A 22,766-nucleotide genomic window follows, 5' to 3' on the forward strand; every position below is an offset into this window, starting at 1 on the left:
ACATAAAAAAATATTGGCCTTGTATTCCCTGCTTCAATAAAAAGTTGCATCTCCGGGCAAAAAACAGTCCGGAGATGCAACTTAGTACCTCAGATTATTCTTCTGTCATATACGGATAGCTGACCCCGGTACGGGGCAGCAAGGTCTCTTTGATTGCCCGCTGGCTCATCCAGCGGGTTAAGTTGATGGCGCTGCCGGCTTTATCGTTTGTGCCCGAAGCCCGGCTTCCGCCAAACGGCTGCTGTCCGACCACCGCTCCGGTAGGTTTGTCATTGATATAAAAATTACCGGCCGCATGCTCCAATGCTTTTGCTATTTTGATGACCGCCGCCCTGTCCTGGGCAAATACGGAACCGGTCAAGCCATAGATTGTCGCCGTATCACACGCTGTTAATGTTGCTTCAAGCGCATCATCCGGATAGACATAAACGGTGAGCACCGGTCCAAATATTTCTTCTACCATTGTCTTAAAGTCAGGCGTCTTTGCTAAAATTACCGTAGGTTCCACAAAGAAGCCTTTACTGTCGTCGCATTTGCCGCCAATGATGATTTCAGCATCTTTGGATTCCCTGGCAAATTCAATATAGCTTTGAATTTTGTTGAAGGAATTCCGGTCAATAACGGCATTCACCAGATTGGTAAAATCACATACATCGCCCATTTTGATCTTACCGGTTTCCGCTTCAAGGCGCGCTTTAACTTTGCCCCACAAGCTTTCCGGGATATAGGCGCGGGATGCCGCAGAGCATTTCTGCCCCTGATATTCAAAAGCGCCAAGCACCATTGCGCAGGTCAGGGCTTCAATATCCGCCGATGCATGGGCAAAGATAAAATCTTTTCCGCCAGTCTCGCCCACAAGCCGGGGATAAGTAACATATTGATCAATGTTTTGGCCGACTTGATTCCAGATTCCATTAAATACGCCGGTCGAGCCGGTAAAGTGGAAGCCTGCCATTTGCGGATGGCTGATGACGGTTTTACCGAAATCAACGCCCCGGCAAGGCAGAAAATTGATGACGCCCGCCGGCAAACCGGCTTCAATAAGAATTTGCATAAAATAGTAGTTGGACAGCACCGCGGTTGATGACGGCTTCCATAACACAGTATTGCCGGCCATTGCCGGAGCTGTAGAAAGGTTGCCGCCGATTGCCGTAAAGTTAAATGGCGTGATTGCCGCAACGAAACCGTCCAGCGCCCGGTATTCTATACGGTTCCAGACACCATCGGAGTTGTTGGGCTGCTGCTTGTATATCTCTTGTACATAATACGCATTGAAGCGGAGAAAATCGGCCAGTTCACAAATAACGTCAATTTCCGCCTGATAGGCATTCTTGCTTTGGCCCAGCATGCACGAGGCCGCTAACTTCGCCCGGTATTTTTTGGTCAGTAAATCCGCGGCTTTCAGGAAGATGGTTGCGCGATGCTCCCAGGGCATGTTTTCCCATTCTGCTTTGGCGGCCTCAGCCGCTTCAATCGCCTCAAGCAATTCCTGTTCACCGGCTATATAATATTGACCAAGTAGTTTCTGGTGATCATGAGGGCAGATAATCGGCGCCTTGCTGGCTGTGCGGATTTCTTTTCCGCCGATAATCACCGGCACTTCAACCGGTTCCGCCAGCTGCCTCTTTAGCTCCGCCTTTAAGGCGGCCTTTTCGGGTGATCCCGGGAGATAGCCTTTGACCGGTTCGTTTTCCGGCAGCGAAATTTGAAAATATCCATTATTCATGTTTTAATTCCTCCTTGTTTATATCTAAATGAATTTACAGACTACACTACAGATGGTTCAACAAACAGTTCGCCCCGTTCAAACCGGCCGGCGTCGAACATTTGCACCGGGAAAGTGGTCGGCTGGTTCAAGATCATTTCCGCCATCAATTGCCCGGTAATCGGCGAGATCATAAAGCCGTGGCCGCTGAACCCGGCAGCTGTATAGAAACGCTTTAATTGCGGGCTGCTGCCCAGAATTGGCGTACGGTCAGGGCACATGTCGTACAAGCCGGCCCATTGCCTGATTATATTTAATTTAGCCAAAGGCGGCAATATGCCTATAACCCGGCTGGCCATATCACGCAGGAACTGCCAGCTTGAGCGGATGTCAAAGCTTTCCGGCTCATCGGGATGCCCAATGCCCATGATGAAACTGCCATGCGGACTTTGCTGGCAATATAAGTTGTGATAAAAACTCATCACCATCGGTCCCATGGTCGGTTCGACAGGTTCGGTAACAAGGATCTCATGGCGTTCAGGAAAAATCGGCAGTTCGATGCCTGCCATCCGGCCAATGGTTTTGGCATAGCCGCCGGCGGCATTCACCACGGTATTGGTCTTAATTTCACCTTGATTCGTTCGTACCGCTAAAATACGCCCGTTCTTTGTCTCAATTCCCTGCACTTCAGTTTCCGTATAAATTTCAACCTGGAGATTGCGGGCCGCCCGGGCATAGGCTTCAGTTACCATAAACGGATTACAATGGCCGTCTTCTGCGCAATAGGCGGCGCCGCGCAGTTCATCAATATTGAGGAACGGAACAATTTCCAGCGCTTCCCGGGGAGTTACCCAGCGGGAGGGTATGTCCAGAGAGTGCTGGAGTTCAAGATTTTTCTTAAACTGCGTCTCCATTTTATCGCCATAGGCCAGCAATAAATAACCGTTTTGGGTGAACTCAATATCCACATCGACCTCCAGGCGTTCCGGCAGGTTGGCCAGCATCTTCACACTCTCCCGCGACAGCAGGCAGTTGGTTTCGGTACCCCATTGCATCCTCATTCCCGCGCCGCAGCGTCCGGTGGCCCCGCTGGCCAGATACCCCTTTTCGATGACCGCCACCTTACCGGCGCCCAGTTTTGCCAGGTTATAGGCGGTGGAACAGCCTATAACCCCGCCGCCGATCACAACGACATCTGCTGAATTAATCATGTTTATCCCCTCCGAGCAAAGAAGCCATCTTAATTGGCGCTGTTGGCGGGCGAACCTTGGAAAATGGAATATCGGCGATCGATTTACCGGTAGCCCTGGCAATTTCACTGGCAATCAGCAGTGAGCAGGTTCGCCCCTGGCAAGGCCCCATACCGGCCCGGCAGGCCCGCTTTATTTCCTCCAGAGTATGCTTGCCCTGGGCAATTTGCGCCCGTATTTCCCCTAAAGTAATGTCCTCACACCTGCAAATAATTGTATCATCAGCACGCATCGTCCGACTCCTTTCTCAACCGCAGGTTGCGAACTTCCATTGCCAGCTCTTTTGGCACCGCCAGCCAAATAATATTGGTTTTATTGGGCGAGGTTTGAACCCGGATCACGCGGGCCAGGCCAATGCACTCGCCCTGCCGGTTTAAAGCTTCCACCAGCTCAGCCTGCTGCGGCAAAGGCGTAAACTCATAAGGAATTTTCACCAGCGCCTCGGCTGCAGCATAATGAACATCGACAACAAAAATAGATAAGCCCGGGCAATGGGTCATACAGATACCGCAGCCGTTGCATTTTTCCTCATTCAGAACCGGGCAGTCATTAATATCCTTAACGGCAATTGCCCCCCGCGGGCAGGCATCGGCGCACGGATTGCAAGGAATCGGCTGCAAACATTCGAATACGGCGGTAGGTCCCGGAACCGCACCTGGCTTAACCGGCTGATTCATCAGCCCACCTCCTCAAGCACAACTTTGCGCAAGCCGTTGCAAATTTTAACGCCGGCCGGGCCTGAACGCAAAGCCCTTAATTGGCCGCGCGCCTGTTGCAAAGCCTGATAAACATCCGGTTTGCGGCAGCCGAGCAATGCCGCAACCTCTAAACCGGCAATTTTGCCTTCAACCATTGCGGCCGAGGCTTCTTCCACCCCGGAAACATCGCCGGCGACATAGATGTCGTTCCGCGTTGTTCTTAAATTACCGTCACGCAAAGGAACGTAGCCGCCCAGTTCAGGGACATATTTCATTTCACAGCCGGACTGCCACAACAGCTCGGTCAGCGGGCTCAGGCCCACAGCCAGACACAGGCCGTCCGCTTCAATATATTGTTCGCTGCCGGCCACAGTCTGCCAGTTTTTATCCAGTCTGCAAATCGTTACCCCTTCCAGGCAGCAGCTCCCGTGCGCGGCTTTTACCGAATGTGAAGTATAAATAGGCACACCATGCCGCTGCAGTTTGGCTGCATGGACCTGATATCCGCCTACGGCCGGGCCGGCTTCCACCACCCCCGCTACATCCACGCCGGCCTGTAATAACTGATAGGCCACAATAACGCCAATATTGCCGGCCCCTACCATTAAAATACGTTTGGCCGGCAGCACGCCATGCACATTCATCAGCGTTTGAACTGCCCCGGCGCCATAAATGCCGGGCAGGTCATTATTGGCGAAAGCCATTGTTTTTTCAGCGGCCCCGGTGGCGATAATTATTTTTTCCGGTTTGACCGTACAAAAATTGCCCTGATAGGAAACCGTCACCACTCCGTCCGGATAAATCCCCAGAACCTGGGCATTTTTCCAGATACTGATCTTACTGTTTTTTTCACATTCGTCAATTAGCTTAGCGGCGATATCAATGCCGCGTTCTCCGGCATATTCCTCTTTAGAGCCAAAAAACTTGTGCGTTTGCTTAATCAGCTGTCCGCCCAGACGATCGGCTCTTTCCGCCAGCAGTACATTTGCTCCGGCTTCAGCGGCATATTTGGCGGCCATTAATCCGGCCGGGCCGGCGCCAATCACCAGAATCTGTATCTCCATTATACAATTCGCCCCTTTCCGGCCTGGGTTTGCACCGCCATATTGGCGCGCAGAGGTTCAACGCAAACCCGGACATTAGGCACCCCATCGACAGTCATCAAACAGGACGAACAATTGCCGATAGCGCAAAACAGGCCGCGCGGGCGATGATGGTGCTGGCTATGACGCAATACTTTTATTTCGGCAGCATGCAAAGCCGCAGCAATGGGTTCTCCGGCCACGCCTGTTAACGGTTGGCCGTTAAACGTAAAGCCTACCATCTCTTTGTTTGTAAATTGCAAGATTGGATGATCAGTAATTCTCATCGCTAGTCACCTCCTGCAATTTATATAGTTGCAATAATCGTGCCAACAGAAAAAATAAATTGGTACATCTTTAATTTTTTTTTTAACTGCCCAAAACCACACAAAAAGCCGCGGCTCGTCAGTACCTATGGCAGGCGGTTCAATGCCGGACAAAAAAATCAATGCCCAAACAACGATGACATTGCTCCTCCGGCGCCGGACATTTCGTCAGTAAACCGACACTGCTGTCGGTTTACTGACATTCTATGCCAAGCTTATGCATCTTATAGTACAGGGTACTGCGGGGAATGCCCAGTTTTTTTGCCGCAACCGCTTTATTAAACTGCGCTTCGGCCAGCGCCACAGTAATCATCTCTTTTTCGATATTGCCCGTGGTTTGGACAAGATTAATCTCTTGCGGCCGGCGCTCCGGCTCACCGCCAGCCAAAGCGGCCTGCCTGAACGTACTGGGCAGATTATCCAGCGTCAACAGACTGCTGTCGGCCAAAATGACCAGTCGTTCTAACACGTTAAATAACTCACGGATATTGCCGGGCCATGAATACTGCAGCAATGCAGCCATCAACTCCGGGTCAACCTTGGTAATCTTCTTGTGGTAAAACGTATCATAATATTTAATTCCCCGGTGGACGAGTTCCGGGATATCATCAAGCCGCTCCCGCAGCGACGGTAAAACGATGGAAACGACATTTAAACGGTAGTAGAGATCTTCGCGGAAATCGCCTTGCGCAATCATGGCTTCCAAATTGCGGTGCGTCGCCGCAATAAACCGGACATCAATCGCAACCGGCTTTCCCCCGCCTACCCGGTAAAAACACTTATCCTGCAAGGTTCTCAACAGCTTAACCTGCATTTCCCTGGGCATATCGCCCAGCTCATCCAATAAGACCGTCCCGCCGTTCGCCTGTTCCAGCAGGCCGACTTTGCCATTGCGGTCCGCACCGGTAAAGGCCCCCGGCTGATAGCCAAACAGTTCACTTTCAAATAAATTAGGAGAAATCGCCCCGCAGTTAATGGCAATAAACGGCCCCTGTAACCCGCTGGCCTGATGAATCGCTTTGGCAAACAGCTCCTTGCCGGTGCCGCTTTCACCGCGCAGCAGTACCGGTGCACTGGTGGCAGCCACCCGCCGGGCGATACTGATTGCTTCGCAAATAGCCGTGCTGTGTCCGTAAATAGCGGAAAAACTGTCGGACTGCGTACTTACCCTGTCCAATTCCAGCTGTAAAGAGGCAACTTGTTCGTGCGTCTGCGATAATTGTTCATTCAACTGCACCACTTCAGTAATATCTTTTTCCGCACTAACCCCGCCGATCACCCGGCCGGCCAGCTTGACCGGCCGGGCATTGATCAGCACGTGTTTATCCGGGCAGGGCGTATGCTGCTGCTCGTGTACCGTTCGTCGTTCTTTCATTACCTTAGTCAACAGCAAATTAGAAAAAAACTGGTCTATTGGCTTATTGATAATTTCCCTGGCGGTAATTCCATATAAATGTTCGGCCAAATTATTCCAAACCACGACCCGGTCTGATTCATCAATCATGCAAACAGCCTCATCAACGGTGTTGAGCAAAGCATCAAAACGCGCCTGCTGAACCTGGTATTGCATTAACAGCTGTTCAAAAAGCGCAACCACTTTTTCGGGCTGCTGACTGCTGAGATAGTTACGGACCGGCGCTGTGTCCATCGAAAAAAGCTTATCCAAAAGTACCCCTCCCCGGCTGATGAAAAAAAGATGCCGCAACAGAAGAAGTCTCCTGAAGTTAAGCATCTTTGCTTATGTCAGATTTTTGACACTTGATTATTTTTATTATAAAGGAAACGCGGGGAATATACAATGAAATTTAACAAAATCCTATGGGGGACTGGCCTGTGCAGCCTGTTCCGGTTTTGTGGGGTTGGGAACCTGGCCGAAGGAATAAGCAAGCAGCAGGATTTTCGTCTCCAGCATATTCTGCTGCAATTCGGTAGATATACTTACAATATTGGCATACCGGGTTAAGCTGTGCAGCTTAACCACAAACTCAAGCACGCCGGAAAACTGCTGCTTCGAACCACGCAATACCAGCTCAAACGGATACGCCCGGACCCCTTTCCCGTTAATCACCTGCTGCGGTTTCATCGACACAAGCTCAACACCGGAACCTGTGGCCGCCTCATCCACTTGGATCAGCAGTCTGCCCATCCAGCCGCCGTCCGGCAGAAGACTATTGACCTCGCTGATCTTTTGCTCCAGCTCGGCAAGGTATACATCCCCCTGCGGATGCTGTTTAGCATACTCTTCCAGCCGCTTTACCGCTTGCTGCTCCCTTTGCAAATCCGCCTTTAAGGCCGAAATCTGATCTTGCTGCGAAGCAATGACCGCAAACCAAAACAATACAGCAAAACCAGTCATGATAAGCACTGATCCGGCAATTTTCTTTTTTGCCGGCAAACCGGCCAGCTGTGTTTTGAGACCATCCGTTTTCAGCTTCATTTTCTCAACCCCTTGAGATTCACAGTAATTTCAAATTTAGCCGCAGGAACTTTTCCGCCGCTATTTACTTCAGCAGCGGTCAATACAGGGTCGCCAAAAATACTGTTCTCTTCAAGCGTATTGAGAAAGGCGGCCACATCCCTGTATTTTTCGGCAATGCCGCTGATTTTAATGCCCATCGGCCGGGCTTTTTCCTGGTAATCAACACCGGCATAGGTAAACCAAAGCCGCGGCGGCGCAATCGCCGCCAGATGGGAAAATACCATTTCCCAGGGCCGGCGTTCCTGGGCGATGTTTGATAAAGCCGCCTCACGCTGACTGATATACTGCCGCTTTTCTGCGGCGGCATTCATATTCAGCTCTACCGGACGCAATGACTGGTGCTGATTGCGCGCCACAGTCAATTCATTCGTAAGATTCCAAATGACATAGGCATGATAACCAAAGGCAACCGCACAAAGAAAAATTCCGGATATCACAACGCCGGCGATCATTTTCGCCACAGGCAAAGTGGAAGGACGGTCCGCTTGCGGCAGTAAGTTAATTCTAATTGCCATTTCGCACCCCCCGCATGCCTAACCCGACCGCAATGGCGAGCCGGGAATCCACATCGTCAATATATTGCTGATCATAATAGACCGCTGTTCTAAAATGGGTAAACGGATCATGCTTGACCACCGGGATATGAATATGCGTATTAACTGCGATGGTCAGACGGTCAATCAGAGCGCCGCCGCCGGTCAGATAAATGGGCGTAATCTTGCCTTGCGAATTCTGCATTTGATAATACTCCAGCGTACGGCGGATTTCCCGTCCCAGCTCATCGGCCAGTATTTTGATCTGCTGCTGAAGCTCCGGGATTTCCTCCTCACTTTCCTTAAGCTGGGGCAAAAGATTTCGCTCCTTTACTTTAAACGCCTCGGCTTCACCAAACGTTAAGTTAAGCACATCCATAACAATCCCGGTAAACTGCCGGCCGCCAATGGGAATAGTCCGGACAAGCGCCGGGCACGAATCCCGGTAAACGACCACCTGGCAGACCTCCGTCCCGATATCCACAATCATGATATTCTCCTGCGCCGCCAAGGTCCGTTTTAAGGCCAGCGCTTCAAAGTCCACCGCCTGCAGATTCAATTCGGCAATACGGCAAACCTCCCGCAGATAATCGACATTCTCCCGCGGCGCGGCCACTACCAGTACTTTTACTTCAGTCCCGCCGTCGTTCGGCCCGAGGACAGCAAAATCATAATAATACGTATCCGGCGGAAAGGGCACGTATTGGCCAATATCCCATTTCAGGGCTTCCTTCATTTCCTGTTCTTCCATTTTCGGCATACTGAGTTCGCGTGAAAATACATTGCGCCCCCCCAGACCCGCCGTCACTTCCCGGCAGGTTATCCCGGAGGCTCCCATCAGATTCCGAATCAGCGCTCCCAGTTCGACCTTATCGGCAAAGCCATTTTCCTGGACAATGCTCTCCGGAATATCGGCCACCCCAATCTGATTTAACACGAAAACCCCCTTGCGATTGGCGACTTCGGCTATTTTTACCGAACAGGAGCTAATATCCAGCCCCACATGAGTCGAAGGCCGGCGGTACAACATCTTGGCAAGCACATTCCACATATGGTTTCACTCACTCTCTTCCCTATGAATCTGTCACTTCAATACAGGCCCAGATACCAGGCGATGATTTCCTGCCCGAACAGCAAACTGAAAAAAGCGGCGGCCGCCAGGAACGGCCCGAACGGGATAACATCCTTGCGGGTCTTCAGACCGCAGGCCAGCACAACAATACCGGCGGATCCGCCCAGCAGGAAGGCTAAAAACAGCAGCAGCAATATTTGCGGAAATCCCAGCCATACCCCCAGGGCCAGCCCGAATTTGACATCGCCCATGCCCATGCCGCCGCCGCTGACAGCGGCAATGAGGAGCAATATCCCGCCGCCGGCCAGGATGCCGGCCGCAATAGAGCCAATCCCCAGCGACGGCAGAAGCGCCTCTATGATTACACCCGCCCCCGCCAGACAAACCAGCACTTTGTCCAGAATCAGCCGGTGGTCATAATCAATATAAGTAATGCAAATCATAAAAGCAGTAAATAAAAGCGCCTTAATCAATAAAAAACTCCAGCCCAGCAGGGCGTAACACCAGACAAATAAACAACCTGTCAGCACCTCGACCAGCAGATACCGGACGGAATAGGCCTGACCGCAATGACGGCACCGTCCCCGCAGCGCCAGATAACTGACCACCGGAAGCAAATCGATTACACCCAGCCGCTGCCCGCACTGCCGGCAATGCGACGGGGGCTGCACAACAGACTGGCCCAGCGGCAGACGGTAGATGCAGACATTAAAAAAACTGCCGATCATCAGACCAAAGATAAAAACAAGCGCCTGATATTCCATGTCACTCTTCTTTCACCAAAAATTTTTCAAGGCGGCAGCTCCCTGCCGCCTTGAATTGATGCTGCGGTTGGTTAACTTTAAGGGGTGGTTCCGCCGCCGCTAGCAGCAGGATTGGCAAGCTCCTCAGCCGTCATGTTTGCAAATGTAGCTCTCCCATTTCCATCAATTACATACGCGGTGCCAGTTCTCTCCGTACCTCTAATCCTAATAGCCCCAGTTGGCGGCGTAGGAAAGCCATTGCTAAAATAGGCTGCGAGCATTGCAGCCGTGACCGTGCTGGGATTTATTCCCTGGCCGGCGGCGTGCTGCTGAATCGCGCTGTCAATAGACTGCAGATCGGCCAGTACCTTGGCCCCATTGGCGGTTGCTGTGGTATCGACAAAACGGGGAATGGCAATAGCGGCCAAAATACCGATAATAGCTACGACAACCAGCAGTTCAATCAAGGTGAAGCCCTGCTGTTTTTTCATTGTTTTTCTAACGTTTTGCAACATTTTCATATTTTCACCTCCTTTCAATGGTAACTGCTTTACACTGTCCCCATCCCGGACATGACATCAAACATCGGCAGTAAAATTGCCACAACAATGCTGCCAATCGTGATACCCAAAAAGAGAATGATAAACGGTTCCAGCAGGCTGTTCAGCCGGGCCACCATATCGTCAACCTCGTTATCGTAGAAATCGGCGACCCGTTCCAGCATCTGATCCAGGCTGCCGCTTTCCTCGCCGATGGCAATCATCTGTACGGTCATCGGCGTGAATACCTTGCTGCTGTTGAGCGCCGGCGCCAGCCCCTTGCCCTCCCGGATGCCGGATTTGGCCTGGACCAGCGCCCGGGCCATGCTGCTGTTGGACAGGATTTTTTCCACAACCTCCAGGGCCACGATAATATCGACGCCGCCGCGCAAAAGCGTGCTTAAGGTGCGGCTAAACCGGGCAATTTCAATTTTGCGGGTCAGCACGCCGACCACCGGCAGCCGCAAAATGCCGGCGTCAAACCGTTCCCTGATCTCCGGCTGCCGCAAAGCCAGCCGAATGCCATAGACGGCCGCAGCCGCCAGCGCCGCCAGCAGCAGAAACTGGTTCTGCAGGATACTGCTGAGCAGCAGCAGCATCCGGGTGGGCAGCGGCAGCTCTACCCGCATGCCTTCAAACATTCCGACAAAGGTCGGCAGGACAAACACCAAAATAAAGATGACGATCAGACAGGCAATTCCCATGACAACCAGCGGATATACCGTCGCGGACTTGACCTTTTCGTTCAGCTTATGCTCTTTTTCAAACTGGGCCGCCAGACGCTCAAACACTTCCTCCATTACGCCGCCCAGCTCGCCGGCCTCCACCAGGCTGATCATCAGCCGGGGAAATACATGGGGATAGCTTGCCAGCGTCCGGGACAGCGCCTCGCCTTCCCGCACCCGCTTATAAACATCCTGCAGTGTTTCCTTCAACAATGAACTCTCGCATTGCTCCATGAGAATGCCGAGACAGGAAAGGATGGGAATACCGGCGTTAATCATCGTGCTGAACTGACGGCAAAATACCGCCAGATCTTTCGTCCCGACCCGTCGCAGTCTTTTTAAAAACTGGCCGGTCGAGGACTTGGGCTTATCTTCGGCGATCAAGGTAATAAAGCAGTCCTGTTGCCGAACATAGGAGGCGGCGGCGGTCTGGTCCTCGGCCAGCACCGTGCCGGTTAACAGCTGTCCCGCCCGGTTCCGGGCCGTATAGATAAAATTTTTGGCCATACCTGTCCCTCTTTCTTCAATGCTGTACCAGCTTGGCAAATGCATCCGGATTGCTGGCCCGTACTAAGGCCTCGTCATAACTGATTTTTCCGGTATTGTATAAATTTTTCAGGGCGATATCCATTGACTGCATGCCATTGCGCGCGCCGGTCTGAATCACCGACAGGATCTGATGGCTTTTGCCCTCGCGAATGAGATTGCGCAGCGCCTGGGTCGCCGTCAGTATTTCCAGGGCCGCGGCCCGCCCGGCGCCGTCAAGGCGCAAAATGAGCTGCTGGGAAATAATGCCCTGCAGCGTCAGCGACAGCTGAACCCGTATTTGCTGCTGCTGATGGGTCGGAAATACATCAATGATCCGGTCAACGGTCTGGGAAGCATCGCCGGTATGCAGGGTGGCAAATACCAGATGACCGGTCTCGGCGGCGGTTACGGCAATGCCGATCGTTTCGGCGTCCCGCATTTCTCCCACCAGGATGACGTCCGGGTCCTCCCGCAGCGCAGCCCGCAGCGCAGCGGCAAAGGAACGGGTGTCGGAATGAATTTCCCGCTGATTGACAATGCTGTTTTTATGCTTGTGTAAATATTCAATCGGATCCTCCAGGGTCAGAATGTGACAGGCCCGTTCGCTGTTGATCAGATCAAGCATCGCGGCCAGCGTCGTGGACTTGCCGCTGCCGGTAGGTCCTGTCACCAGCACCAGTCCCTTGGACAGCCGCGCCAGCGTCTTTAAGATCTCGGGATGGCCCAGCTCATCCAGGGTCGCAATATGCTCGTTAATCACCCGCAAAGCCAGCCCCATCGCCCCCCGCTGCCGGAACACATTGGCCCGGAAACGGCTGACGCCCGGAATGGCGAAGGAGAAATCCAGCTCGCCGTTGGCCAGAAACCGTTCACGCTGATCGGCGCTGACGATTTCCTCCATCATGGCCGCCGTATCATACTGGGAAAGCACCGGACGGTTTGTTCTGACAAGCTGGCCGTTAATACGATATACCGGCGGAACACCGGCGGTAATATGAATATCGGACGCCTTGCGTCCCACCGCTTCCACGAGCAAGTCCTTGATCATCCCAGGGCTCCCCCTTTTATTTATAGAGTCACATAGGCTACCCGCATGACTTCCGCCACCGTAGTCCGGCCGGCCAGCGCCTTGGCGATTCCGTCCTCCCGCATGCATAGCATGCCCTCCCGCACAGCGGCCTCGCGAATTTCGTCGGCAGACCGGCGTTGCGTAATCAGTTCGCGAACGGCCGACGATACCGGCATGACTTCATGGACGGACATGCGGCCCTTGTAGCCGCTGCTGCCGCATTCCGGACAGCCGGCGCCACGATACAGGGCGACTTCCTGTGTTTCGGCAAGTCCCAGAAAAGAGCGCTCAGGTGAGTCCGGCGCCGGCGCATACGACTGCTTGCATTTAGGGCAAATCACCCGCACCAGCCGCTGGGCTATGACGCCCAGTACCGAGGAGGCCACCAAAAAGGGTTCCACGTCCATGTCTAGCAGACGGCTGACAGCGCCGGGCGCGTCATTGGTATGCAGCGTGCTCAGCACCAAATGGCCGGTCAGGGCGGCGCGAATGGCAATATCGGCCGTTTCGCCGTCCCGGATCTCGCCTACCATCACAATATTAGGGTCCTGCCGCAAAACCGCCCGCAGTCCGCCGGCAAAGGTCATCCCCGTTTTGGGGTTGACCTGCACCTGATTGATGCCCTCCAGCCGGTACTCGACCGGATCCTCAATCGTAATGACGTTTTTGGCCGGTGTGCTCAGTTCTCCCAGTGTGGAATAAAGCGTGGTCGTTTTCCCCGAGCCGGTCGGCCCGGTGATTAAAATCATGCCATAGGACTGGGTAAACAGGCGGCGGTATTTGTCCAGATTACCGGCGGAAAAGCCCAAACGGCCGATATCCAGCATAACCGCCTGTTTGTCCAGTATCCGCATGACAATCTTCTCGCCGTAAATTGTCGGCAGCGTAGATACCCGGATATCAATCGCCCGTCCGGCCTCCTGAATCTGAATGCGTCCGTCCTGCGGCACCCGCCGTTCCGAAATATCCATATGGCCCATAATTTTGACGCGGGAAACCAGCGCGGCATGGATATTGATGGGAAAGGAGGAAAATTCGCGCAGCAAGCCGTCAATACGAAACCGCACCCGTAAAGTCGTTTCCTGCGGCTCAATATGAATATCGCTGGCCCGCTCGCGCACCGCCTGACTGAACAGACTATTGACAATGCCGATCATGGGCGCGTCCTCGGTCGCCTGCATTTGCTCAACTGCCAGCGTTTCTTCCGGCTGCAGCCGGGTTACGGCTTTTTCCACAAGGTCGGTCACACCGTACACCTTGCTGATGGCCCGCAGAACATCCTTTTCCCGGGCGATCATGGGCACTACTTCACAACCGGCCAGCAGACGCACATCATCAATGGCATAAAAATTGGTCGGATCAACCATCGCCAAAGTCAGCTTGCGCCCTTCCTTGCTGACCGGGATGACCTTGTATTTTTCCGCCATCTGTACCGGAATGGTCAGGGCCGCCGCCTTGTTGATGCTCTCCTCTTTCAGTTCAATGCGCGGCACACCCAGCTGAAATTCCAGTACTTCAATCATATTTTCTTCCGAAACATAGCCGAGGCTCAAGATGATTTCGCCCAGCCGTTCCTTGCTTTGCTTCTGCACCTGCAGGGCATTTTCCAGCTGCTCTTCCGTAATGAGACCCACTTCCAGCAGCAAATCCCCCAGCCGCTTGCGCCCGTTTTCCATTACATCACCACCCAGCAAGAATATAGAATCATTTACTCCACAACACGGGCGGTAAGAAAGATGACAATTTCCGCTTCACTGCCGGAATTGCTGACGTTTTTAAACAGGCTGCCCAAAATGGGCAAATCTCCTAAAAGCGGAATTTTGCTGACGGTTTTCGACTGCTGGCTGCCGATCAGGCCTCCGATCACCAGGGTTTCGCCGTCCTTCATGCGCACATTGGTTTCCGCTTCCCTGGTGGTAATCTGATACTGCTTGATATCGGAAACCAGCTGCGGGGTGCTGACTTCCGTATGCACCTTGGCCGTAATCTGCCCGTCCGCCCCTACCACCGGCGTATAGGCCAGCTTAATGCCTGTTTCAACATAAGTGGTAGAGGTGGAGGTCGTACCATTCGCCACGGTGGAGGTCTGCACCGGAATGCGGTCGCCGACCAGAATACGCGCTTCCTTGCCGTTTACCGTCACAACCTTGGGTTGTGACAAAATCTTGGCATTGCCATTACTGACAAGGGCGTTGATTTTGGCGGAGTAATAAAACTCGTAGGGAAGACCGTCCGGCGACCTGCCGAATGAAATAATCCCCGAGTACCCGTTTCCTACCGAGGTATGGCGGGTAATCTTTTCCGGAGACTGCTGAATATAGGTCTTGGTTGACGCGTCATAGCTAAAGGTCGCCGGCTCATAATCGTAAGTCTTGGGCGTTTCGTCCCACGACCACTGAATCCCCAAATCCTTTGTGGCCGACTTGCTGATGGCCACCACTTTGGCTTCCATCAGCACCTGCCGGGGTTTTTTATCCAGCTCGCCAACCATCCCCTTCACCCGGGAAATGCCCAGCGAAGAACCGGTCAGCACCAGCGCATTGGAAGGAATATCGGTATCTACTTTTAACTTCAGCCCTTCGGTCGCGCCGGCCAGCGAATTTTTCACATCCAGCGCATTGACGTATTGCAGCCTGACAATAGCGGAGTCCCCAATATCTGAACGTTCAAAAATAATGGCATTTTCCGTTTTATGATACGTCAGCCCCTTGGCCTGGGCAATCAGGTCAACCGCCTCGTCAAAGGGGACATTGTCGAGCCTGATCGTAATGGTCGGCGACTCCTTGGCAACCGATTCGTCGATAATCATGTTCGTACCGCTTAGCATCGACAAAGTATGCAATAATACCCGGATGTCCTCCTGCACAAAATTCAGGCTGACGGAAACAGGCTTTGCCAGACAGGCCGGCATAACGATAAACCAGCTCATTACACTGACGGCAAATGCCAGGACCAACTTAGCGCACAACGGTTTGTATCGGATCATTGTTCATACCTGTCCTTTCTTCTGCATTGCTTTTGGCAGCTTTGCTCACCTGGGTGGCAACCGGCAGAGTCTCCCTGCCGGCAGGTCCGTTAAAAACTACCGCATTGCCGGTAATTGCCACAATCCGGTAGCCATTGACCGCTTCCCCGGGCCGGTAGGCTCTGGCCTGTTTGCCGCCGCTGCTTAACACCGCCAGGCTCACCCCGTCGTCGCCGAGAGCCACACCGTTGACTATTATACCGGTTAAGCGTGCCGGCCGTTCCAACATCCGTCCCCCGCCATAAGTTCCCGGCCCGGAAGCGGAATTTCGTTCCTGCTGCAGCGCCGCCGGCTCCTCTGCTGCCGCCTGCCGGCCGGCCAAAAATACTGCCGGCACATCAAAAGGATTCAGCCGTCCCCAGTCCTCACCGGACGCCTGCAGCGCCGCCGGCGGTGGGGCTGCAGGCCCCGACAGTTTGCTGACTGCCGGCGCCGGCGGGGCTACAACAGGCTCACTGGGAGAAGCCCAAAAATAGATCAGTAAATATAGAACTCCGGCCGCCACTACGACTGCCACTTTGGGAGACAGGGACATGATGACCTGTCTGTTCATACGTTTCGCACCACCCTTTTGATTGCATGTGCAAGCAAAAACTGCCGCACTCTTGCTGTATGTACCGTCATCACTTGCCTAAACCGGCAAAAGGCTTTTTCTGCAATCATTACATTACCATAAATCTACAAAAAATCCATACAAAACCACAAGTTTTTACCAAAAATTTACTTTCCTTTACAATTGTTTAGCATTTAGATCATTGAAATCACGCTCCGGCTTTGGATGGTTGAGAAGCAAAAGAAGCAGTCACAGCTCCTCATAACAGGGATCTGTGACTGCTTGATCATGCTCCGGAACGCATAGGGAAAACAACTCCTGCATCCGTAAGAGGCTCATAACAATGATCGGCAGAAAACAGGTTAACACAAAAACAACTTTTCTTTACATTTATTTAACAGTTAGATGATTGTAAAGTCACCTGGAAAAATAGTACAGTAAATTATAAAGAATGATACGTAATATTCATCTTCACGATAAAGATCGGCTTTCCGGCAATACATCCGTCCAATCCTCTTGGAAAGCATCCAGTTTTTCATGCCTGTGCAGCCTGTCAAGGAGGATCTATATGCTACAAATTCGTTCACAAAAAGGCTTTACTCTGATTGAACTGTTGGTCGTCATCGCTCTTTTGACCATTATTGCCGCCATTGCCATAATAAATGTAAGCCATGTTGTCGCCCGGAACGATTTGCAAACCGCCACCGTCCGGCTGCTGGCCGATGTCCGGACAATGCAGCAACTGTCAATGGAAAAACGCCGCGAGGATGATGCGGATAAAGTAAATATCACCTTTTCCGGAAACTCCTATCAAATTATCACCAATAAAACAGCAAGAACGGCGTTTCCCGCCCGGACACTTCCCCCCGGCATCACGGTCAGTTTTTCCGGCGGAAATACCCTGTCTTTCGATGCCGTTGATCTTGCTAAAAATACCAATGCCATGATTACCCTGACCAGCGCCTCTTTACCGGCAAACAAGACGAGAACGCTGGTCATTGCCAGGGAAACCGGCCGGATTCGCGTCGACTCCTCGGCCAGGCCCTCCTACTTGACGGAAGAAAGCAGCAATTAAGAAAATTGCGAAATAAGGAGATTTTAGCAATATGCGCCTGAAAAAAAATGAAACCGGCTTTGTCTTAATTGACTCTTTATTTGCGGTCACGGTAACCACTGTGGCACTTTTCTCCATCATCGGCCTGATCACCATGGGGACAAGAGCCTATCTGCTCAATACGGAGCAAAGCAGGGCCTATCAGGTCGCCGCCAGCTACGGCGACGGCCTGCAGGAGGTTACGATATCCGACTGGCAGAATACAGTCACGACCTTCGTTTACAAGGAGATTGATGTGGAAAATAACGCCGGCTTTTCCACATCCCTTGCGGATGCCCGTGCGAATCGCGATGCTTTTAAGGCCGCTTTTGCCAACACCGCTGACGCCAGTGTTTTGGTCGGCGGCCGGATCAGCGCTGCCCCCGGTATCGGCAATCGCCTTGCGCAGGTATCAATCATCGTCGCCTGGGACAAGGACCAAAAGTATGTCGAGCTAATCAAATACTATGTCCGTGATACCAATGAGCCGATATCCTTGCAATAATCATGCCGGCCCGGCTGGCTTGCAAATACCGCCGGCTCCCCTGCCCAAAAAAGGAGCGTCTTCATGAACCGTAAATGCAATAATCAGAACGGCTTTACCATCATAGAACTGCTGGCAGGCCTGGCGGTAATGACGATCATGCTGAGTGTCGCCCTGCCGCTGCTTTCCAATATGGCAATCATCACAGCCCGGGGACAGCAGGAAAACAACGGCCTGCAGGAGGTCCGCTGGGCGCTCCAGCTGATGACCAATGATATCCGGGCCGGCCATGTCATTGCTACGCCGGCTACCGCCAACACCGGTTCGGCCACCTTCACGTTTAGTCGCTGGAACTTCCCGGATTCCGCGAGTACCAGCGTCACCTATTCGCTTGTCAAAAATGAACTTTGCCGTCAGGCCGGCTCGGGAGCCAGACGCCCCCTGACAGACGGCGGGCGCGCTCCCATCAAAAACGTAACTTTCCGGAAAAGTGTGGACGGAAAAAATGTTACCATTGCCATTACTCTGGCGAATGGAAAAAAAATGCAGCAAACTGTGAATTTGTTGAATGAAGGGAAGTAGATTGCTTTGCGCTTCAGTTGGAAACGACAGAACGGCTCCGCGACGGCCATAGCATTGATGACTATGGTGATTCTTGCTTCTCTCGGCGCCGTATACCTTATTGCCGCCTCCGGCGGACTAAGCCGGTTGATGGGCTTCAGTTACGGAGAAAACCTCCAGGCCAAAGCCGCCGCCGAAGCCGGAATACGCTATGCCTGGATGCATGCGCTGGAAAATGCGAAAACGACAAGAAATGAACGCGGCACCGAGGTACAAAGCTGGGATGCCAGTAAGTTGCCGAAAGAGGTAGTTCTGGACAGCGCCAATTCAAATTCCCCCGCCTTTACACTGGCGGTCACCCTGATGAAGACAAATCTGCCAGCTGGTCTTCCCGCAGACCGATATTACTACTACCGGGTCACCTCCACCGGCCGCTCCGGCGCCAGCAGCGCGGTGCTGAACGCCTATCTGGAAATCCCGATCAACCCGGCAGATCCGACCTTGATCGATATGATTGATAACGCAACCTATTCTGACAATAGAAAATGGATCATCGACAGAAATAACACCCCCAACGATTACAGTGACGATACGGCGACGGCGCCCGGTATTTCCGACTATTACCAGGCGCTGTTTAATCAAAAAGTGTATCCGAAGGAAGGCTTTACGTTGAATTTCAAAGTCAATTTAAATGCGATCGATCAACGGAACCCCGGGGCGACTGGTTACGGCATCTACTATATGGCCACCGATAAGGATAATGCCAATAACATATCCGCCTATGTGCTGCAGTACGACCCCGGCCTGGAGCCGGACCAGATTGTAGTGAAGAAAGTGGTGCAAAAACCGGGAACCACGGTTCCTTCCAGCAATGAAATCAAGTCAAGCACTCCGGTAAGCGTCTATAACAGCGTCGGCTACAATTACAGCAGGGGTACAGGGAACCAATCCTGGCAGGCCACCACAGCGGCCGCCAGTTGGAACATTCCCAAGGACGTGACGAAAGCATCCTGGAAATTGGAAATAGAGGAGAAAAATGCCGACTCCTCTTATGACCAGGATATCATGACCGTTCCAATTGATATGGTTTTAAAGACGTTAAACCAGTTAAAGGCCAACGGCACCAGCAATAACAAAATGCTTGAGCAGGATCACATCATGACAATTGATTTGCGGCCTGAACCATTGCCAAATGGAACGAAACGCATGGTTCACCGGATTTATATGGACGGATTGGAAATCCTGCGGTTTGTCGACCGGTCCCCCACAAATAATTACGCCAATTTAAACGAAGGCTATACCGGCCTGCGCGTATGGAATGCCACTACAACCTTTCAAAACATGCCGTCGTCCGGTACGAGAGCGCCCATTATTATCCATAGCTGGGACATACAAAAGCCGTAATACATTGAAATACGGTCAACTGTTTTGTCGCACTATGGGGAACGCAGTTTCGCGGCGAAACAACTGCATTATACTATAGATTATTACAATGGGAGGTATTGGCTATGGTTATGCCCCAGGTAGAAAACGGCATGCTCTCTGAACTGCAAAACATTCTTAAAAATAAATCATTGACCATCTTATACCAACCAATTGTTGAACTAGCCACCCAGAATATCATCGGGTATGATACCATCATCAAAGGGCCGGAGGCCGGCGAACTACAGTCCTCAGCCGCCCTTTTCGACCGGGCGGTTAAAGAAGAGAAACTGCTTGATCTGGACCAATGCTGCTTTGATGCGGCGCTGATCTCCTGCCCGGCCTTGACCGGCGGACAAAAACTGTTTATTGAGATACAGCCCCAAACGCTGGTCTATGATGTATTTAAAAAACTGCGCCTTAAAATGATCCTGGGGAAAACTTCCTTACACCCGTCCCAGCTTGTTTTTAAAATTACCTATCGTAATTTTATCCAGTCCTGGTCGCAATTCGCTTCTGTTCTGGCAGAATATAAGCAGATGAATTTCGGCATCGCCCTTGATTGTATCGGCCGTGGTTATGCTGATTTGTATTCTCTTTGCTTCCTGCCGTATGATTATGTGAAAATCGACCGTAAAATTATCAACGGCATATATGACGATACCAAAAAGCGGAATATTCTCGACACGCTGGTCAATATTGCCGGCGATTCGGCCGCAATCATTGCGGATGGCATAAGCTCCGAAGAGGATTTATCGGTAATCATTGCCAATAACATCTGCGCCGCTCAGGGGGATTTTTTGGCTGCTCCCGGCAATCCTCCTCTGCCGGTATCGGAAGATTTCCTGAGCAAAGTAGACAGGCTGTTGACAATCGAACGTACTACCGCCTCGTTTGCTTGCGCACGTGAAGCAGGTACAAAAGCCTGCAATCGCAATAATACCTTAAAACCATTGGTTAAAACCGCGCCACAAGTTCCGCCGGCACTCTCGGTAAGTGAAGCGGAAGCAATATTTGAAGCCGACCCTTCTTTACGGGGGATTGTTGTCGTGCAGGACAATATCCCCAGCGGACTTATTATGAAGGAAAAATTGTACGTCAGGCTGGGAACTACGTTTGGGGTATCCTTATACAGAAAGCGTCAGGTAAAGGAAATGATGGATGCCACAGCGCTGATTTTAAGCTCCGATACTTCCGTAGAAACTGCGGCTTCGTGTGCAATGGCCCGTGAAGAAGGCAGTATTTATGATCTCATCATTGTAACTGAAAATGAAAATTATATTGGTGTTGTATCAATTGTCGATCTGGTATTAAGTATGTTGGTATAAAGTACCTATTATAGCGGCAAAGTCGTTCCATTGAGCTGATGCAAATAGAGGATCTATCTTGAGGGCAATGAGGGCAATGAGGGCAATGAGGGCAGCCTAACAGAACACAACAGGCTCAACCAGTCAAGTCTCTTCAATTAGCAGGACGAACAGGCTTTGCTTGAAAGTCACACAAAAAAGAAGTCCTCAAGCCCTGTAAACACAGAGCTTGAGGACATTCTGCACCGTTTATATTCGCAGTTTTTTGGGATCACACGTCCCTTACGGCTTGACCGTCTCCCGGTAGATTTGTTTGCCGTCCTTTAATTCCATGATAACCGCGCTTCTGATGGCATCATGAGAAGCGTTTAAACTCATATCACCGCTTAAGCTTTTAAAAGTTTGGGTTGATGCCAATGCCGCCTGTATTTTAGCCGCTTCAAGGCTATTGGCCCGCTGGATGGCATCGACCAGCAAATAAGCTGCATCATAGCCCATAGCGGCCATAGCATCCGGCGCCTGGCCATATTCTTTCTGGTAGGCTTCAACAAATGCCTTGGAAGTCGGGTTAGCATCTTCTATTGAATAAAAATTTACATGATAAGCGTTATTTAGCGCCTGAGCGCCGCCGATCTCGACCAGCTTCGGAGAATCCCAGCCGTCACCGCCTAAAAACGCAGCAGTAATGCCCATCTCACGCGCCTGTTTAATAATTTTTCCGACCTCTTCATAATAGCCGGGAAGATAAATAAGTTCCGGATTCAAGGCTTTAATTTTGGTCAAAATCGCCTTAAAGTCCTGGTCTTTTTGCAGATAGGCCTCTTCGGCTAAAATTTGCCCGCCTTGTTTCGTATAACCATCTTTGAAGAACTGAGCCAAGCCTTTGCTGTAATCGCTGGAGTTATCAATTAAAACAACCGCTTTGGTTAATTTCAGACTATTCATCGCAAAGTTCGATGCTACAGTACCCTGAAACGGATCGATGAAGCAAGCGCGGAACACATATTCTTTTGCTTTGCCTGATGCTTCGTCAAGGGTGACTTTCGGATTGGTAGTGGCTGCTGCGACTAAAGGAATCTTGTTTACATCAGCCACAGTCGAACCGGCAATGCCGCAGGAACTGACGGTAAACCCGACAATTGCCGATACTTTATCCTGGGTGATCACTTTGGTTACAGCATTGGTTGATTCGGACGGTTCACCTTTATTGTCAACAACAACTGGCTGAATCTGCTTGCCAAGCACTCCGCCCTTGGCATTGATTTCTTTTAATGCCAGTTTTGTGCCATTAGCGGCCGCCGTTCCAAAAGAAGCAGTATTTCCGGTTAATTCGTAAACCACGCCGATTTTTATCGCATCGGAACTGGAACTGCTGCTGCTGCTGCCGCAACCGGCCACCAAGCCGGCAATCAGGCTGAAGCCGGCCAATAGGCTGAATAATTTGATACGCTTTTGTTTCATCAATTTCTCCCCCTCAGTAATTCTCTCTTCACCGCTTTATCTCAATTATGCCTATGCTCTGTTATCCACCTCCCTGTAAACAATGTAAAGCTTTTTAAGCAAAAAAAAGCT

At 51.7% G+C, this 22,766-nt stretch carries 23 protein-coding genes; 5 read left to right on the plus strand and 18 right to left on the minus strand.

Annotated elements, in window-relative coordinates; translation table 11 throughout:
- Nucleotides 1–94: 94 nt before the first annotated feature.
- From pruA to BLR06_RS03000, 17 genes are all read right to left on the minus strand, one after another.
- Nucleotides 95–1,726 carry an L-glutamate gamma-semialdehyde dehydrogenase gene (gene pruA, locus BLR06_RS02920; protein ID WP_092068101.1) on the minus strand — a complete coding sequence of 544 codons (1,632 nt, stop codon included), beginning with the start codon at nt 1,724–1,726 and terminating at the stop codon, nt 95–97.
- A gap of 41 nt (nt 1,727–1,767) precedes the next feature.
- Nucleotides 1,768–2,916: an NAD(P)/FAD-dependent oxidoreductase gene (locus BLR06_RS02925; RefSeq protein WP_092068103.1), complete on the minus strand. Its 1,149-nt coding sequence runs from the start codon at nt 2,914–2,916 to the stop codon at nt 1,768–1,770.
- Nucleotides 2,909–3,187, minus strand: coding sequence for a (2Fe-2S)-binding protein (locus tag BLR06_RS02930; RefSeq protein WP_092068105.1), 279 nt, complete (start codon nt 3,185–3,187; stop codon nt 2,909–2,911). The genes BLR06_RS02925 and BLR06_RS02930 overlap by 8 nt, the downstream gene beginning before the upstream one ends.
- Nucleotides 3,177–3,632 (minus strand): 4Fe-4S binding protein, encoded by a 456-nt coding sequence (locus BLR06_RS02935; protein WP_092068107.1) that lies wholly within the window; start codon nt 3,630–3,632, stop codon nt 3,177–3,179. The genes BLR06_RS02930 and BLR06_RS02935 overlap by 11 nt, the downstream gene beginning before the upstream one ends.
- Entirely contained in the window at nt 3,632–4,717 is a 1,086-nt protein-coding gene (locus tag BLR06_RS02940; protein WP_218039430.1) for an NAD(P)/FAD-dependent oxidoreductase, read from the minus strand. Before BLR06_RS02940 ends, BLR06_RS02935 begins: the two co-directional genes overlap by 1 nt.
- The gene (locus BLR06_RS02945) at nt 4,717–5,022 is read right to left on the minus strand and encodes a (2Fe-2S)-binding protein (protein WP_092068111.1); all 306 of its coding nucleotides are present in this window, start codon (nt 5,020–5,022) and stop codon (nt 4,717–4,719) included. The genes BLR06_RS02940 and BLR06_RS02945 overlap by 1 nt, the downstream gene beginning before the upstream one ends.
- Nucleotides 5,023–5,254: 232 nt before the next feature.
- Complete coding sequence (locus tag BLR06_RS02950) at nt 5,255–6,727, minus strand: sigma-54 interaction domain-containing protein (RefSeq protein ID WP_245697997.1); 1,473 nt, start codon at nt 6,725–6,727, stop codon at nt 5,255–5,257.
- A gap of 150 nt (nt 6,728–6,877) precedes the next feature.
- A complete protein-coding gene (locus BLR06_RS02955; RefSeq protein WP_092068113.1) occupies nt 6,878–7,498 on the minus strand; it encodes a type IV pilus inner membrane component PilO in 621 nt (206 codons plus the stop codon).
- Nucleotides 7,495–8,055: a PilN domain-containing protein gene (locus BLR06_RS02960; RefSeq protein WP_092068116.1), complete on the minus strand. Its 561-nt coding sequence runs from the start codon at nt 8,053–8,055 to the stop codon at nt 7,495–7,497. Before BLR06_RS02960 ends, BLR06_RS02955 begins: the two co-directional genes overlap by 4 nt.
- Nucleotides 8,045–9,124 carry a type IV pilus assembly protein PilM gene (gene pilM, locus BLR06_RS02965; protein WP_092068118.1) on the minus strand — a complete coding sequence of 360 codons (1,080 nt, stop codon included), beginning with the start codon at nt 9,122–9,124 and terminating at the stop codon, nt 8,045–8,047. Before pilM ends, BLR06_RS02960 begins: the two co-directional genes overlap by 11 nt.
- Nucleotides 9,125–9,162: 38 nt before the next feature.
- Nucleotides 9,163–9,909 carry a prepilin peptidase gene (locus BLR06_RS02970; RefSeq protein ID WP_092068120.1) on the minus strand — a complete coding sequence of 249 codons (747 nt, stop codon included), beginning with the start codon at nt 9,907–9,909 and terminating at the stop codon, nt 9,163–9,165.
- Nucleotides 9,910–9,986: 77 nt separating this feature from the next.
- Nucleotides 9,987–10,409, minus strand: a complete 423-nt coding sequence (locus BLR06_RS20180; protein ID WP_281242260.1) for a type II secretion system protein — start codon at nt 10,407–10,409, stop codon at nt 9,987–9,989.
- 29 nt (nt 10,410–10,438) lie between these two features.
- Nucleotides 10,439–11,659: a type II secretion system F family protein gene (locus BLR06_RS02980; protein ID WP_092068122.1), complete on the minus strand. Its 1,221-nt coding sequence runs from the start codon at nt 11,657–11,659 to the stop codon at nt 10,439–10,441.
- Nucleotides 11,660–11,675: 16 nt separating this feature from the next.
- Nucleotides 11,676–12,728, minus strand: coding sequence for a type IV pilus twitching motility protein PilT (locus tag BLR06_RS02985; protein ID WP_173812556.1), 1,053 nt, complete (start codon nt 12,726–12,728; stop codon nt 11,676–11,678).
- 20 nt (nt 12,729–12,748) lie between these two features.
- Nucleotides 12,749–14,425 carry a GspE/PulE family protein gene (locus BLR06_RS02990; protein ID WP_092068124.1) on the minus strand — a complete coding sequence of 559 codons (1,677 nt, stop codon included), beginning with the start codon at nt 14,423–14,425 and terminating at the stop codon, nt 12,749–12,751.
- Nucleotides 14,426–14,457: 32 nt separating this feature from the next.
- A complete protein-coding gene (locus BLR06_RS02995) occupies nt 14,458–15,735 on the minus strand; it encodes a secretin N-terminal domain-containing protein (protein WP_092068126.1) in 1,278 nt (425 codons plus the stop codon).
- Entirely contained in the window at nt 15,707–16,327 is a 621-nt protein-coding gene (locus BLR06_RS03000; RefSeq protein WP_092068128.1) for a hypothetical protein, read from the minus strand. Before BLR06_RS03000 ends, BLR06_RS02995 begins: the two co-directional genes overlap by 29 nt.
- Before the next feature lie 568 nt (nt 16,328–16,895).
- On the opposite strand from BLR06_RS03000, the gene BLR06_RS03005 reads away from it, so the two are divergent.
- From BLR06_RS03005 to BLR06_RS03025, 5 genes are all read left to right on the plus strand, one after another.
- Nucleotides 16,896–17,402: a type II secretion system protein gene (locus BLR06_RS03005; protein WP_173812558.1), complete on the plus strand. Its 507-nt coding sequence runs from the start codon at nt 16,896–16,898 to the stop codon at nt 17,400–17,402.
- A 31-nt stretch (nt 17,403–17,433) separates the two neighbouring features.
- The gene (locus BLR06_RS03010) at nt 17,434–17,925 is read left to right on the plus strand and encodes a hypothetical protein (protein ID WP_092068132.1); all 492 of its coding nucleotides are present in this window, start codon (nt 17,434–17,436) and stop codon (nt 17,923–17,925) included.
- Between the two features lie 63 nt (nt 17,926–17,988).
- Nucleotides 17,989–18,486 carry a PulJ/GspJ family protein gene (locus BLR06_RS03015; RefSeq protein ID WP_092068134.1) on the plus strand — a complete coding sequence of 166 codons (498 nt, stop codon included), beginning with the start codon at nt 17,989–17,991 and terminating at the stop codon, nt 18,484–18,486.
- 6 nt (nt 18,487–18,492) lie between these two features.
- The gene (locus BLR06_RS03020; protein WP_173812560.1) at nt 18,493–19,869 is read left to right on the plus strand and encodes a hypothetical protein; all 1,377 of its coding nucleotides are present in this window, start codon (nt 18,493–18,495) and stop codon (nt 19,867–19,869) included.
- A 104-nt stretch (nt 19,870–19,973) separates the two neighbouring features.
- Entirely contained in the window at nt 19,974–21,215 is a 1,242-nt protein-coding gene (locus BLR06_RS03025) for an EAL domain-containing protein (RefSeq protein ID WP_092068138.1), read from the plus strand.
- A 261-nt stretch (nt 21,216–21,476) separates the two neighbouring features.
- Here BLR06_RS03025 and BLR06_RS03030 read toward each other — a convergent pair whose 3' ends face one another.
- Entirely contained in the window at nt 21,477–22,655 is a 1,179-nt protein-coding gene (locus tag BLR06_RS03030; protein ID WP_092068140.1) for an ABC transporter substrate-binding protein, read from the minus strand.
- Nucleotides 22,656–22,766 lie beyond the last annotated feature (111 nt).

This window comes from Dendrosporobacter quercicolus (assembly GCF_900104455.1).
GTDB lineage: Bacteria > Bacillota > Negativicutes > DSM-1736 > Dendrosporobacteraceae > Dendrosporobacter > Dendrosporobacter quercicolus.

Excerpts from the sequence above, each read along its gene's own strand:
- pruA (WP_092068101.1), bottom strand. The coding sequence starts at position 1,726 with ATGAATAATGGATATTTTCAAATTTCGCTGCCGGAAAACGAACCGGTC.
- BLR06_RS02925 (WP_092068103.1), bottom strand. The coding sequence starts at position 2,916 with ATGATTAATTCAGCAGATGTCGTTGTGATCGGCGGCGGGGTTATAGGC.
- BLR06_RS02930 (WP_092068105.1), bottom strand. The coding sequence starts at position 3,187 with ATGCGTGCTGATGATACAATTATTTGCAGGTGTGAGGACATTACTTTA.
- BLR06_RS02935 (WP_092068107.1), bottom strand. The coding sequence starts at position 3,632 with ATGAATCAGCCGGTTAAGCCAGGTGCGGTTCCGGGACCTACCGCCGTA.
- BLR06_RS02940 (WP_218039430.1), bottom strand. The coding sequence starts at position 4,717 with ATGGAGATACAGATTCTGGTGATTGGCGCCGGCCCGGCCGGATTAATG.
- BLR06_RS02945 (WP_092068111.1), bottom strand. The coding sequence starts at position 5,022 with ATGAGAATTACTGATCATCCAATCTTGCAATTTACAAACAAAGAGATG.
- BLR06_RS02955 (WP_092068113.1), bottom strand. The coding sequence starts at position 7,498 with ATGAAGCTGAAAACGGATGGTCTCAAAACACAGCTGGCCGGTTTGCCG.
- BLR06_RS02960 (WP_092068116.1), bottom strand. The coding sequence starts at position 8,055 with ATGGCAATTAGAATTAACTTACTGCCGCAAGCGGACCGTCCTTCCACT.
- pilM (WP_092068118.1), bottom strand. The coding sequence starts at position 9,124 with ATGTGGAATGTGCTTGCCAAGATGTTGTACCGCCGGCCTTCGACTCAT.
- BLR06_RS02970 (WP_092068120.1), bottom strand. The coding sequence starts at position 9,909 with ATGGAATATCAGGCGCTTGTTTTTATCTTTGGTCTGATGATCGGCAGT.
- BLR06_RS20180 (WP_281242260.1), bottom strand. The coding sequence starts at position 10,409 with ATGAAAATGTTGCAAAACGTTAGAAAAACAATGAAAAAACAGCAGGGC.
- BLR06_RS02980 (WP_092068122.1), bottom strand. The coding sequence starts at position 11,659 with ATGGCCAAAAATTTTATCTATACGGCCCGGAACCGGGCGGGACAGCTG.
- BLR06_RS02985 (WP_173812556.1), bottom strand. The coding sequence starts at position 12,728 with ATGATCAAGGACTTGCTCGTGGAAGCGGTGGGACGCAAGGCGTCCGAT.
- BLR06_RS02990 (WP_092068124.1), bottom strand. The coding sequence starts at position 14,425 with ATGGAAAACGGGCGCAAGCGGCTGGGGGATTTGCTGCTGGAAGTGGGT.
- BLR06_RS02995 (WP_092068126.1), bottom strand. The coding sequence starts at position 15,735 with ATGATCCGATACAAACCGTTGTGCGCTAAGTTGGTCCTGGCATTTGCC.
- BLR06_RS03000 (WP_092068128.1), bottom strand. The coding sequence starts at position 16,327 with ATGAACAGACAGGTCATCATGTCCCTGTCTCCCAAAGTGGCAGTCGTA.
- BLR06_RS03005 (WP_173812558.1), top strand. The coding sequence starts at position 16,896 with ATGCTACAAATTCGTTCACAAAAAGGCTTTACTCTGATTGAACTGTTG.
- BLR06_RS03010 (WP_092068132.1), top strand. The coding sequence starts at position 17,434 with ATGCGCCTGAAAAAAAATGAAACCGGCTTTGTCTTAATTGACTCTTTA.
- BLR06_RS03015 (WP_092068134.1), top strand. The coding sequence starts at position 17,989 with ATGAACCGTAAATGCAATAATCAGAACGGCTTTACCATCATAGAACTG.
- BLR06_RS03025 (WP_092068138.1), top strand. The coding sequence starts at position 19,974 with ATGGTTATGCCCCAGGTAGAAAACGGCATGCTCTCTGAACTGCAAAAC.
- BLR06_RS03030 (WP_092068140.1), bottom strand. The coding sequence starts at position 22,655 with ATGAAACAAAAGCGTATCAAATTATTCAGCCTATTGGCCGGCTTCAGC.